Below are 12593 nucleotides of genomic sequence, written 5' to 3'. Positions count from 1 at the left end.
ATGGCGTAGAAAATCAATTTCAATGACATATCAATAACTCATCCGGAAAACGGTCTCTTTTTTGCACCTCTTGTCCTGCGGCGTCATGGCGCTGTCATTCAGGTGTCAGCTAGTAGTCATCTGACGATGAGAAAATGATGAGTTCAGTGTAATGACTGGTAAAGAATTTGAGGCATGACGTATACAACGTTAAACTGCCTGCGCTGATTATTTGACAACAGGAATATGGATCGTGACTAAAATCAAACTTCTGGCACTTGGTGTGTTGATTGCGAGTTCAGCATCCGCCGTACACGCTGAAGGGAAGTTCACTTTAGGGGCGGGTGTGGGTGTCGTCGAACATCCCTACAAGCAATATGATGCTGATGTTTACCCGGTGCCCGTTATTAATTATGAGAGCGATAACTTCTGGTTTCGCGGCTTAGGTGGTGGTTACTACCTGTGGAATGATACCAATGACAAGCTCTCTGTGACCGCGTACTGGTCGCCGATGTACTTTAAGCCTGGCGACAGCGATAGCCAGCAGATGCGTCGTCTGGATAAACGTAAATCCACGGTGATGGCGGGGCTCTCCTACGAACACTATACGCAGTACGGTTTCCTGCGCACCGCGCTGTCCGGGGACACCCTCGATAACAGCAACGGTATCGTATGGGATCTGGCCTGGTTGTATCGCTATACCAACGGCAACCTGACGCTTACGCCGGGTATTGGCGTGGAGTGGAACAGCGACAACCAGAACGAGTACTACTATGGTGTTTCGAAACATGAGTCGAATCGCAGCGGCATGCGCAGCTACGATCCGGACAGCAGCTGGAACCCGTACCTCGAGCTGTCGGCAAACTATCGTTTCCTTGGCGACTGGAGCGTATACGGCGTGGCGCGCTATACCCGTCTGTCCGATGAAATCACCGATAGCCCGATGGTGGACAAATCCTGGAGCGGCCTGATTTCTACCGGGATCACTTACTCCTTCTGATAGTGCTTTATTACAGGGCAATTTGTGCATCAAAACAGGGCGTTTCGCCCTGTTTTGCATTATGGTGGTGCAATCATTTACGGGAGGTAGCGATGGCAGAAAGGACCATTCATTTTGGCGAGCATCCGGCGGTTCCCGTTATTGGGCAGGGGACCTGGTATATGGGTGAAAACCCAGCGCTGCGCGCGCAGGAGGTGGCTGCACTGCGCGCGGGCATCGATCTTGGCCTGACGGTTATCGATACGGCGGAAATGTACGCCGACGGCGGCGCTGAAGAGGTCGTCGGCGAGGCGATTCGCGGGCAACGCGATCGCGTGGTGCTGGTGTCTAAAGTCTACCCATGGAATGCTGGTGGACGCAAAATAGCCAGCGCCTGCGAGGCCAGCCTGCGCCGCCTCAATACCGACTATCTGGATCTTTACCTGCTGCACTGGCGCGGAGATTATTCGCTAGAGGAGACGGTTGCCGGCATGGAAGCGCTGGTTGCGCAGGGTAAAATTCGCCGCTGGGGCGTGTCGAATCTCGATAACGATGATATGCATCAGCTCTGGCAGGTGGAGGGCGGCGAACGGTGCGCGACCAATCAGGTGCTCTATCATCTGGCTTCCCGCGGTATTGAGTATGACCTGCTGCCGTGGTGCCAGCAGCGGCGGCTGCCGGTAATGGCGTATTGCCCGCTGGCTCAGGCTGGTCGCCTGCGCAATGGACTTTTAAATCATACCGTTGTGAAAAATATTGCGCAGCAGCGGGGCGTGACCGCGGCGCAGATTCTGCTGGCGTGGGTGATTAGCCACCGGGAGGTACTGGCGATCCCGAAAGCGTCGAGCATTGAGCATGTCGCGCAGAATGCCGCGGCGCTGGATATGATGCTGAACGACGAGGAGCTTGCGCTTCTGGATAAAGCTTACCCGGCGCCGGCCAGAAAAACGCCGCTGGATATGGTGTAAAGGAAAGCCCAACTCTACGTTCGGCCAAATACGAGCACAATCAGTCGCGTATGCCGGGCAAGGCGTTAGCCGCCGCCCGGCAGCACGATGTTAACCCGCTCGCTATCCTGCTATGCGTTAGCGTTTCGCCACGCGGAGGGTTTGCGCCAGGCGCGAAGGTTTCTCTTCGCTGGCCTTCTGGGTTTCGGTTACGCAGCAGGTTTCTACGCAGACGAAGGTTTTGTAGCCATCATCCGGCATGTCGCCCATGCTGACGGAAAGCGCCGGACCCGGGTTCCAGGCCACTACGTTGCTGTTGTGATGATGGGTCACGTCGATGTTGCGGCTCAGCGCATCGTCGTGAATCACACTGCAGGTTTCGGCATTCAGATACACGCGGTCGGTACGATCGGGAAAAGTCTCTGTGCCGTTGCTTAATACGCCTTCTTCCGCGTTTTTCACTTTATCAACATAACGGTCGCCCAGACCGCTGACCTTCACTGCCGCAATGTCGCCGACGTTGAAATAGGTATGCAGGGCAGACGTGGTTTCAAATTCGCCGTGCGCTTCCAGCTCAATTTCGCAAGTTTTGCCCAACTTAAAACGCGCCAGCAGGGTGAACTCGTGCGGCCAGTACTGGAGGGTAGCGTCGCTGCTTTTCAATTCAAAGGTCAGCACCGCGCCTTTTTCATCTTCATCATGCCCTTTCAGAGCCCAGGGCAGATTGCGGGCGAAGCCGTGGGAGGGCAGACCCTGCTGAGCAGAAGGACCAAACCACGGCCAGCAAATCGGCACGCCGCCGCGCAGGGCAACGCCGTTTTTAAACGGCGTATTGCCGCTGAGCCACAGGACTTCTTCTTCACCCGCGGGCTTCCAGGAGAGCAGGTGAGCGCCCTGCAAAGCCACGGACGCTTTCACCTGCGGATGGTCAACGACGATCAGCTCGAGGTCATCAAGCTGGCGGCGGGAAAGTACAGGGGTAAGCTGTTCGATAACCGGGAGGGCAAAAATTTTATTAATCATTACGCAATCCTTTATCTTCAGACAAAAAAAAGAGCGACCGAAGTCGCTCTTACAGATTACTGTCTCATCTCAACTTATTTGGAGATGTGAGCAATCAGGTCCAGAACCTTGTTGGAGTAACCAGTTTCGTTATCGTACCAGGAAACCAGTTTCACAAAGTTGTCGTTCAGAGCGATACCCGCTTTGGCGTCGAATACGGAAGTGCAGATTTCACCGTTGAAATCGGTGGATACAACGTCGTCTTCGGTGTAGCCCAGAACGCCTTTCATTGCGCCTTCAGAAGCAGCTTTGATTGCTTTCTTAATTTCTTCATAAGAAGCAGCTTTTTCCAGACGAACGGTCAGGTCAACAACGGATACGTTCGGAGTCGGAACGCGGAACGCCATACCGGTCAGTTTGCCATTCAGTTCTGGCAGGACTTTACCTACAGCTTTAGCAGCGCCGGTAGAGGACGGGATGATGTTCTGAGCTGCGCCGCGGCCGCCGCGCCAGTCTTTGTGAGACGGGCCATCAACGGTTTTCTGAGTCGCGGTGGTTGCGTGAACGGTGGTCATCAGACCTTCGATGATGCCGAAGTTGTCGTTGATAACTTTTGCCAGCGGAGCCAGGCAGTTGGTGGTGCAGGATGCGTTGGAAACGATGTCCTGGCCTTCGTATTTGTCAAAGTTAGCGCCTTTAACAAACATCGGGGTGTTGTCTTTGGACGGGCCAGTCAGTACGACTTTTTTCGCGCCAGCGGTGATGTGTTTACGAGCGGTTTCGTCGGTCAGGAAGATACCGGTTGCTTCAGCAACAACGTCAACACCCACTTCGTCCCACTTCAGGTTAGCCGGGTCACGCTCAGCGGTAACACGGATTTTTTTACCGTTAACGATCAGATGACCGTCTTTCACTTCAACGGTACCGTTGAAACGGCCGTGAGTGGAGTCATACTTCAGCATGTAAGCCATGTAGTCAGCGTCTAACAGGTCGTTGATTGCAACGATCTCGATGTCAGAACGTTCCTGAGCAGCACGGAAAACAATGCGACCGATACGGCCAAAACCGTTGATACCTACTTTGATAGTCATATATTCCACCAGCTATTTGTTAGTGAATAAAAGGTTGCCTGTAAAATTACAAAAACCTTACGCAGCGTCAAGCGGAATCGTGTCAATCATTGCGACAAATCAATCCAGAGCATGCCTTTGCGCGGTCGATTTATCCCACTTTCCCTTTGAGCCCAATTCCATATGGGGGCTGCGCCCGGAATTTTAAAGGTCATTGAAGATAAAAATGTGATGTTCATCACAATTGTGTGGCTGCCTTTTGGCGTCGCCTAAGTTTAGAACAAAAGTGCACGCTTCATTGTTAATATTTTGTTAGAATTGACGTGAAAAGTTGTCCTTTCACAGCGAGAAGCAAGTCAATGTCGAATAAACCCTCTTCGGACGAGCTCAAAAAAAATTTGAGCGAGATGCAGTTTTACGTGACGCAGAATCACGGTACTGAACCGCCGTTCACCGGGCGGTTGCTGCACAATAAACGCGATGGCGTCTACCACTGCCTGGTGTGCGATGCCGCGCTGTTCCACTCGCAAACCAAGTATGATTCCGGCTGCGGCTGGCCGAGCTTTTATGAGCCCGTCAGTGATGACGCAATCCGCTACCTAAATGATTACTCCCACGGTATGCAGCGCACGGAAATCCGCTGCGGAAACTGCGATGCTCACCTTGGGCACGTATTCCCGGATGGCCCTCAGCCCACCGGAGAACGTTTTTGCGTTAATTCGGCCTCGTTAAGCTTCACCAATGATGAAAACGGTGAGCAAATTAAGGGTTGAAAAAACGATTCAGCAAATTATTCCAAACGGGGATAACGGAAGATGGAAATCGATCGGATTATTGACGGTATGACGCCGGAAGTTTATCAGCGCCTGGCAACAGCGGTGGAGTTGGGTAAATGGCCGGACGGCGTGGCGTTGACTGACGAACAGAAAGAGAATTGCTTGCAGCTGGTGATGCTTTGGCAGGCGCGCTACAACGTTGACGCGCAGCATATGACCATTGATACCAATGGGCAGATGGTGATGAAAAGTAAACAGCAGCTGAAAGTTGACTTTGGCATTACGCCGCAGCCTATCGCGACCTTTAAATCCTGAGCCTGAAAAGGCCTGCGTCAGCCCGGCCAGATGCGCGCCGGGCTTTGATGCGTCACCGCGTTACTTCTTATTCATCATCGCTTTAAGATCGGCGAAGGGGTTATATTTCGCTTCGCCGACGCTTTTCTGCGCATCTTCGCCGGCGACCACCGTCGAACCGTACAGATCGGCTTCGGTATATTTTGAGTGCTCATGATCGTGACAGTACAGGCACAGCATCTCCCAATTACTACCATCTTCCGGGTTATTGGAGTGATCGTGATCGATATGGTGCACCGTCAGCTCACGCAGGTTTGAATAGACAAACTCACGCGAGCAGCGTCCGCAGACCCAGGGGAAGAGCTTCAGCGCTTTTTCGCGGTAACCGACTTCCAGACGGGCGTAGTTTTTCGGGATATAAGCCATAATACCCATGCCTTCTGTTGCAAATGAAAAGCTGCGCCGGAGCTGGCGCAGCGGAATGCGGTTATCATAACCTATTGTGCACGCGCTGACACCGCGCAGTTCAGCGTTTGATCCCCAATGACTCGGCCAGCTGTTTCGCCAACTGGTTCTGGTCATCCGCGCCGTACTCCCAGAACATTGCGCCCGCCAGACCCTTGCTCTTGATATAGTCGGCCTTGATGGCTACCGAGCGCGGGTTTTCATAGGAAAGCGCAAAGAGGGCTTGACCGTCGGCGGACTGTACCGATAGCCACGGCACCTTCGCTTCATCATCCCAATGCTGAGTAAAGCGCTTCTGCGGATCGTTGATTAACTTCGCCACGATATCGTTATATTTCACATAGGTGTCTTTGGTCAGATCGACGCCCAGCGATTCGAACAGCTCAATCTGTTGAGCCGCGAAGTAGGGGCGGGTGGCCGGGTTTTTCTGCGCGTCCGGCTGGCTCCAGTCAATACCCGGTTCGACGGCGCGTTTTGGTATCCGTCCATAGAAACCAATCCCCAGGTTCATCTGACTCGGCTTTAGACCAGCGGCAAGGTAGTTGTTCACTATAAAGTCAGCGCTGTACTTATCTGCTTCAGCGACCGTCGGCCAGCGGGTTGAATCATACAGGTTGGAATTGAAGTATTGGGTGCCGTAGGCCAGGTCATAGGTCATCAGGTTGATGTAGTCGAGCGATGGCGCAATCGCTTTGACGTCCACCCAGCTTTTTGGGCTCTCCGCGTTTGCGCCTACGGCGATGGTCACCAGTTTGTTTTTCCCTACCGCCGCACGCAGTTCTTTCAGCAGGGCGGTAAAATTATCGCGATCGGCCGGTTGGCTGGCGACCAGCCCCCACGCGCCGTTGACCGGATACTCCCAGTCGAGGTCGATGCCATCGAGGCCGTATTTTTCAATGATCGCCAGCGCCGACTGGATAAACACCGCCCGGGTGTCTTTCGTTGCCGCTGCGCCGGAGAATCCGCGCGCCCCCCAGCCGCCGACGGAAAGCAACACTTTCAGGCTTGGGTTCTGCTGGCGCAAGCTGGGGATTTTCTGCAAATCCGCCTGTACTTTCGGCGACAGCCAAATCTGATGCAGCTTGCCCGGGTCTTTCAGGGCCGCGTTGGTTTCGTCTTTCTCGTCGTTATAGACCAGACCAAACGAGTAGTTGAGATGGGTGATCTGGCGTACGTCCAGTTTATCAATATCGCCGCCGGGACCGGCAGTGACGTCGCCGCCGCCGTTAAAGTAACCGACGGACATCAGCGTGTTAGCGGAAACAACGCTCGCGCAGAGCAGGGGTAAAGCTGCCAGCAAAGGCAAAAGTTTCATAGCGGATCCTCTTTGACTTGACTTAAAAGTGACATTGAAAAACAAACACGCCACGGAAATGGCGTGGCGAAAAAAACAGCTCGTGCAGGCTAGCATCTTCCGCTGTGCAAAAATGCGAAGCGGTTCACGGCTGCATTAGCGGAGCGGTAGTGCGATGAGGTTCACTTCGGAGTAAAAGCCAGGATGCAGAACATGACGCAAAATGAGACTAACAATGACCCGATTAGGGGCTTTATTATCCCAGGCGTGATGCGGCGCTTTGCGCGTTGATTCTGTTTTGTTTTGGCATCGAAACGCGCAACGCGTCGCGGGAAGAGATTTCCGCTCTGGCCTGAGATAACGCGCCGACAGGACAATGCCCGTCGGCATATTTTATGCGTGGGTTTCCAGCCAGTCGTCAAGGGTATAGAGAGTTGCCCCCGCGGCGGCCATCTCCATAAACGCCAGATTGCTGTCCTGTGGCTGAATATTTACCCCGCGGCAGCCGTCGGTTATGACGTTGACGATATAACCCAGCGTCAGGGCGTCGAGCACGGTAAACTTGACGCAGTAGTCGGTAGCGAGCCCCAGCACCGTTAGCTCGGTTATTTCACGCTCGCGCAGCCACGCATCGAGCCGGGTTTTCTGCCGGTGACCGTTGTCGAAAAAGGCGCTGTAGCTATCAATGGCCGGATTTTCGCCTTTGTGGAATACGGCGGCAATATCCTGCTTTTTGAGCAGCGGATGCAGCGCCGCGCCTTCGCTATTTTGCACGCAGTGATCCGGCCAGAACGTTTGCCTCAGGCCGTCAAGCTCGCCTTGGGTATAGGGCTCAACCTGATGCTGGCTGGCAAAGCTGCCGTGATTCGCCGGGTGCCAGTCCTGGCTGGCAACCACCGTTTCGCCTCGTTCCAGGCTCCAGTCGATAAGCCGGTTGGCGATGTCCACCGTACTGTCGCCCTGCGGGACGGCAAGTGCGCCGCCGGCGCAAAAATCATTTTGTAAATCGACCAGTAGCAGCGCGCGTTGGGTCATGTGCTCCTCCTCACTCATCGGGTGTCAGTTCGCCACGCAGATTCTCCTGCATGGCGTCACGGATAGACGCCACGTCCAGATCCTGGCTCAGCAAATAGTGTAGCTTGGTCAGCGTGGCTTCAACGGTCATGTCAAAACCGCTAATCACGCCAGCCTGCGCCAGCGCGTTGCCGGTGGCGTAGCCGCCCATATTGACCTTACCGGACATACACTGGGTCAAATTAACCACCACGATACCGCGCTGGCTGGCCTCGGTCAGGACCTGAATAAACTCGCCGTTCTGCGGCGCGTTGCCGACGCCATAGGAGCGCAGGATCAGCGCTTTGACCGGCTGGCGCAGGAAGTTGCGCACCACGTCGGCGGAAATGCCGGGATAAATTGTCACCACGCCAATCGGCTGCGGCGTAATGGGATGAACTACCAGTTCGCCGTTACCGTGCGGAGCGGGAGGCGTGCCGAGCCGGCGAATATGGATACCGGCTTCCAGCAGCGGCGCCAGGTTTGGCGATGCGAAGGCGTTAAAGCCATCGGCATGGGCCTTCGTCGTGCGGTTACCGCGGTAGAGGCGGTTATTAAAGAACAGCGACACTTCGTTAATCGGGTAGTTGGCGGCGACGTACAGCGCGTTGAGCAGATTGATTTGGCCATCAGAGCGCAGCTCGGCGAGCGGGATTTGTGACCCTGTCACAATAACCGGTTTCCCCAGATTTTCCAGCATGAAGGAGAGCGCCGAGGCGGTAAACGCCATGGTATCCGTGCCGTGGAGGATCACGAAACCGTCGTACTGGTCATAATGGTCGCGAATATCGTCGGCGATATGCTGCCAGTCTTCCGGCGTCATATCGGAAGAGTCCATTAACGGGGCGTATTCATGAATGGTGAAGTCCGGCATCTCCGGGCGGTGAAACTCGGGCATCAACGCCAGCTGGCGCTGTAAATGGCCGGAAACGGGGATATAGCCGTGTTCAGAACGCTGCATACCAATGGTACCGCCGGTATAGGCAACGTAAATAGATTTCTTCTGCATAGCATCGCTTAGGTTAAACGTAGACAGGCGCAGTATAGAGGGGCGGAAGAAAAAATAAAGTAAATGCCGCCCCACGGGATGGGGCGGCAGAGGATTAACGAATATTGGCGCAGGTTAAGCAGAACGCGTAGCGGTTTTGCGGATCGTTGAATGCCGCCAGCTTATCGCTCTCGGCTTTCACCGCATTGGCCGCCGCGGCGACCGGTGCGGGCAGATACGCCTGTACCGCTGCCGGCAGCGCCGCGCGAACGGAACCCGTCAGGCTATCGACGACCATCGAGAAGAAGGTCGGCTCTTCCTGATAATAGTTGATATGCCACTGTTTCAGCTTCGCCAGCTCGGCGGCTTTTGCCACCGCGTCGTCAAAGTCGCCAAGGCTGTCGACCAGACCGTTTGCTTTTGCATCTTCACCGGTCCAGACGTGGCCCTGAGCGATTTGGTCGATTTTCTCCGGCGTGCTCTTACGCGCGTTCGCCACCAGGGTGATAAAGCGCTTGTAGCCGTTTTCGATGCTGAGCTGCATCAGTTGCTGCACTTCCGGCGGTAGCGCTTTGGTGGTGGAAACATCGGCCAGCGGCGAGGTTGCCACGCCGTCGGTATGGACGCCAATCGAGCCGAGGGTATTTTCGACGGTATTAATCACCCCAAAGATACCGATAGAGCCGGTAAGGGTGCTGGGGTTCGCGACGATATAATCCGCCGGGGTGGAGATCCAGTAACCGCCGGAGGCCGCCATGCCGCCCATCGATACCACAACCGGTTTTCCGGCTGCTTTCGCTGCCGCCAGCTCTTCGCGAATCACTTCTGAGGCGCTGACGCTGCCACCAGGGCTGTTAACCCGCAGCACGATCGCTTTCACTTTCGGATCCAGGCGCGCGTCGCGGATCTGCGCGGCGGTGGTGTCGCCGCCGACGTTACCCGGCGTTTCTTCGCCATCCATAATCGCGCCGTTAGCAAAGATAACCGCAATCGCGGAGCCCTGGTCGGCAGGCGTTTTGACGCTGTAATCGTAATAGCTGATTGCGCTGTAGTTGTTATCCGCTTTACTCCAGCCAAACTGCTTAGTCAGCGCTTTCTCGACCTCGGTTGAGGTGCCCAGCTCGTCAACCAGCTTGTTATCCAGCGCGTATTTAGCCGTGTCGCCATCGACTTTACGCAGGCCGTCAATCACGCCCTGAGCGCCGGGGAACAACTGCTGTGCGGTGATCTGGCGGTTGGCGGCAATGGTGTTGAGGTAGTTTTGCCACAACTCGCCGATCCAGCGGCTATCCGCTTCGCGCGCCGCCGGAGACATATCGTCGCGGATAAACGGCTCTACCGCTGACTTATAGGTGCCGACGCGGAACACATGGGTCGATACTTTGAGCTTGTCGAGCAGCGATTTATAGTACAGGCCGTTGGTCGCGAAGCCGTGCAGGTCTACTTCGCCCTGCGGCGAAAGCCAGATCTTATTGGCGAAGCTGGCGAGATAGTACTGACCCTGGCTGTAGCTGCTGCCGATGGCATATACCGGCTTGCCGCTATCGCGGAATTCGCGCAGCGCTTTACCGATATACTGCATTGATGGCTGATCGCCGCCGGCAAAGTTCTTCAGATCCAGCACGATACCGGTGATATTGCGGTCGTCTTTCGCCTGGCGAATCGTCTGCACAATATCGAACAGCGAGTTTTCCTGCAGGCGATCGGAGCTGGCGCCAAACAGCTGGCGGCCAATCACGCCAAGCTTGCTGCTGGCCGAGGGTTTATCGACCACCACGCCGGTGATATCCAGCAGCAGCGCGCCGCGGGTAGTGTGCTCTGCCGTTGTGCTGCTGAACTGGGCCCAGATGCCGACGCAGGCCAGCACCAGCACCAGGAAAACCACGTTCAGTGCGAGCTGGCGAATGAAATTGAGCACGCGCCATGTCCATTTAAAAAATCCGGCGAGCAGTCGCCAAAGAGTTCGCATGTATTCTCCCTAACCATAATCAAAAATGGGCGAGCCGCAGGGGCCGCCGCGTCTGGCTATCCTAATGAGAGTGCCGTCGGTTGTCAGCAGGAATCACCCGTTGGGCTGTAACAAAATCCTTGCTCATGTTAATTTTGTGAAAAATCACATCACAGGAGTTATACAGATGGATGCTCTCGAACTACTGGTTAATCGCCGCAGCGCTTCACGTCTGACCGACCCGGCTCCGGCGGGCGAACAGCTGGAAAACATCCTGCGCGCTGGCCTGCGCGCGCCGGACCACGGGACGCTACAGCCGTGGCGCTTCTTCATTATTGCCGATGAAGGGCGCGAGCGCTTCAGCCAGCTGCTGGAAAAAGGCGCGGTGGCGGCAGGTGGAGATGAAAAAGCGATTGAAAAAGCCCGCAGCGCGCCGTTTCGCGCGCCGCTGATCATTGCGGTGGTGGCTCGCTGTGAAGATCATCCAAAAGTACCCAAATGGGAGCAGGAGATGTCGGCGGGCTGCGCGGTGATGGCCATGCAGATGGCTGCCGTGGCGCAGGGGTTTAACGGCATCTGGCGCAGCGGCGCGTTAACCGAAAGCCCGGTTGTACGCGAAGGATTTGCCTGCCGCGAACAGGATAAAATAGTGGGATTTCTCTATCTGGGGACCCCGCAGCTCAAAGCGTCAACAACCATCGCTTTGCCGGATACCGCGCCGTTCGTGACGCGCTTCTGAGTCCGTTCTCATCATGCCGGGCGGTCCCGGCTCACCGCCGCCTAGGGGGGTAGCCCGGCTAAGCGCAGCGAGAGCCGGGTGGATGCAGCGCTGGTGTATCAGACTTGACGCCTTTCCCGTAGGCGGTGCTGGCGCACCTGTCCGGGCTACCAAACCGCGAACGGCTGGGAACCCGTAGTCCAGGCGTTTCAGGCGCCGCTTACGGGTTTTTAACGGCGACGACTTTACTTCTGCCTTTTCGCGAACTCCTCTTTCGCTTTCTGCAACTGCTGCTGGAAGGCCGGATTGGTATGCAGCGTGGCGACGACCGCCGACCCGACGATACGCGCCGCATCTACGTCGCTCTGCCAGTGATAGCCGCAGATCACCCGGCTCTCGCCGAGCTCAAAGCCGCGCTTAAGGATTTCATTTTGCCGCTGGGGATTAATCTCAGCCAGCACCAGAGCGGTGGCCCAGCCGATAGAGGTGTGGCCGGAGGGGTAGGAGCCGTTTTTCGACAGCGTATCCTGTTCCTTGGTGTTACAGGTGGCGACGCCATAAAACGCAAATGGGCGAATGCGCATGTACTTCTCCTTTGCTCCTCGCGTCGCCAGGTCGCCGGCATCTTCAATCATATTGGTGAGCAGCTTGTGCAGCTCGGGCGCATCTTTGGCGGTAATGGGCGAGCCGAAGGCGCCGGAGAAGGCGTTGGCGACGCCGCCGCCGCTCAGGTTGGCGTCTTCAACCGCCAGCTTACCGCGCTCGGTGCCGCGCAGCAGACGGCCTTTCTCGTACATCGCCTGATCGTTCAAAAACGCGATACTGCCCACTTCCGGCGGCGGCGGCAGCAGCGTCAGGCTGTCGATGGCCTGGGCGTTGGTCAGGTAGTAGAGATCGGGTTTGGTGGTGACGTCGTTACCGGCGGGAACCAGGGCGAAAGCGTTAAGGGAGAAGAGGCTGGCCAGGCAAACGGCGAGAACACGCTTTTTCATGAAAACTTCCTTACGTTGTTATATGTCCAGAGAAAACAGAATTTATGCTTGTCATATTTCTGTCATTTTTTAGTAAAGGGTAAAATCA

13 protein-coding genes and 1 pseudogene are annotated in these 12593 nt (G+C 55.6%); 6 read left to right on the top strand and 8 right to left on the bottom strand.

The window, feature by feature from the left end; genetic code table 11:
• Positions 1 to 232: 232 nt before the first annotated feature.
• Both EGY08_RS03345 and EGY08_RS03340 read left to right on the top strand, forming a co-directional pair.
• The gene (locus EGY08_RS03345) at positions 233 to 979 is read left to right on the top strand and encodes a MipA/OmpV family protein (protein ID WP_004121476.1); all 747 of its coding nucleotides are present in this window, start codon (positions 233 to 235) and stop codon (positions 977 to 979) included.
• A 92-nt stretch (positions 980 to 1071) separates the two neighbouring features.
• Positions 1072 to 1926 carry an aldo/keto reductase gene (locus tag EGY08_RS03340; protein WP_112166359.1) on the top strand — a complete coding sequence of 285 codons (855 nt, stop codon included), beginning with the start codon at positions 1072 to 1074 and terminating at the stop codon, positions 1924 to 1926.
• Positions 1927 to 2043: 117 nt separating this feature from the next.
• On the opposite strand, the gene EGY08_RS03335 is transcribed toward EGY08_RS03340, so the two are convergent.
• Both EGY08_RS03335 and gapA read right to left on the bottom strand, forming a co-directional pair.
• Complete coding sequence (locus tag EGY08_RS03335; protein ID WP_112166362.1) at positions 2044 to 2928, bottom strand: D-hexose-6-phosphate mutarotase; 885 nt, start codon at positions 2926 to 2928, stop codon at positions 2044 to 2046.
• A 74-nt stretch (positions 2929 to 3002) separates the two neighbouring features.
• Entirely contained in the window at positions 3003 to 3998 is a 996-nt protein-coding gene (gene gapA / locus EGY08_RS03330) for a glyceraldehyde-3-phosphate dehydrogenase (RefSeq protein WP_004138295.1), read from the bottom strand.
• A 338-nt stretch (positions 3999 to 4336) separates the two neighbouring features.
• On the opposite strand from gapA, the gene msrB reads away from it, so the two are divergent.
• Together msrB and EGY08_RS03320 are read left to right on the top strand one after the other, a co-directional pair.
• Positions 4337 to 4750, top strand: a complete 414-nt coding sequence (gene msrB / locus EGY08_RS03325; protein ID WP_004121465.1) for a peptide-methionine (R)-S-oxide reductase MsrB — start codon at positions 4337 to 4339, stop codon at positions 4748 to 4750.
• Between the two features lie 42 nt (positions 4751 to 4792).
• On the top strand, positions 4793 to 5068 hold the full coding sequence (locus EGY08_RS03320; protein WP_004138292.1) for a YeaC family protein: 276 nt from the start codon (positions 4793 to 4795) through the stop codon (positions 5066 to 5068).
• Positions 5069 to 5128: 60 nt separating this feature from the next.
• Here EGY08_RS03320 and yajD read toward each other — a convergent pair whose 3' ends face one another.
• Positions 5129 to 5473, bottom strand: a complete 345-nt coding sequence (gene yajD, locus EGY08_RS03315; RefSeq protein ID WP_004138290.1) for an HNH nuclease YajD — start codon at positions 5471 to 5473, stop codon at positions 5129 to 5131.
• A gap of 100 nt (positions 5474 to 5573) precedes the next feature.
• Positions 5574 to 6827, bottom strand: a complete 1254-nt coding sequence (locus tag EGY08_RS03310; protein ID WP_087829276.1) for a glycoside hydrolase family 18 protein — start codon at positions 6825 to 6827, stop codon at positions 5574 to 5576.
• A 237-nt stretch (positions 6828 to 7064) separates the two neighbouring features.
• On the opposite strand from EGY08_RS03310, the pseudogene EGY08_RS30995 reads away from it, so the two are divergent.
• Positions 7065 to 7162, top strand: a pseudogene (locus tag EGY08_RS30995) (hypothetical protein); the annotation flags it as partial.
• A gap of 37 nt (positions 7163 to 7199) precedes the next feature.
• On the opposite strand, the gene pncA reads toward EGY08_RS30995, so the two are convergent.
• The 3 genes from pncA to sppA form a co-directional block, all read right to left on the bottom strand.
• Complete coding sequence (pncA, locus tag EGY08_RS03305; protein WP_087829275.1) at positions 7200 to 7841, bottom strand: bifunctional nicotinamidase/pyrazinamidase; 642 nt, start codon at positions 7839 to 7841, stop codon at positions 7200 to 7202.
• A gap of 10 nt (positions 7842 to 7851) precedes the next feature.
• Positions 7852 to 8868 carry an asparaginase gene (gene ansA, locus EGY08_RS03300; RefSeq protein ID WP_004121426.1) on the bottom strand — a complete coding sequence of 339 codons (1017 nt, stop codon included), beginning with the start codon at positions 8866 to 8868 and terminating at the stop codon, positions 7852 to 7854.
• Positions 8869 to 8962: 94 nt separating this feature from the next.
• Positions 8963 to 10816, bottom strand: coding sequence for a signal peptide peptidase SppA (sppA, locus tag EGY08_RS03295; protein WP_004121423.1), 1854 nt, complete (start codon positions 10814 to 10816; stop codon positions 8963 to 8965).
• Between the two features lie 166 nt (positions 10817 to 10982).
• Here sppA and EGY08_RS03290 point away from each other — a divergent pair, with 166 nt between their 5' ends.
• Positions 10983 to 11534, top strand: a complete 552-nt coding sequence (locus EGY08_RS03290) for an NAD(P)H nitroreductase (protein WP_004121410.1) — start codon at positions 10983 to 10985, stop codon at positions 11532 to 11534.
• 224 nt (positions 11535 to 11758) lie between these two features.
• On the opposite strand, the gene phoC is transcribed toward EGY08_RS03290, so the two are convergent.
• Positions 11759 to 12505 carry an acid phosphatase PhoC gene (gene phoC / locus EGY08_RS03285; protein ID WP_004121407.1) on the bottom strand — a complete coding sequence of 249 codons (747 nt, stop codon included), beginning with the start codon at positions 12503 to 12505 and terminating at the stop codon, positions 11759 to 11761.
• Positions 12506 to 12593 lie beyond the last annotated feature (88 nt).

The sequence above is a fragment of the Klebsiella sp. FDAARGOS_511 genome (genome assembly GCF_003812845.1).
In the GTDB taxonomy this organism is placed as follows: Bacteria; Pseudomonadota; Gammaproteobacteria; order Enterobacterales; family Enterobacteriaceae; genus Klebsiella; species Klebsiella grimontii.
The sequence above is the reverse complement of the archived record's forward strand: the minus strand, read 5'-3'. Positions and strand labels throughout refer to the sequence as shown.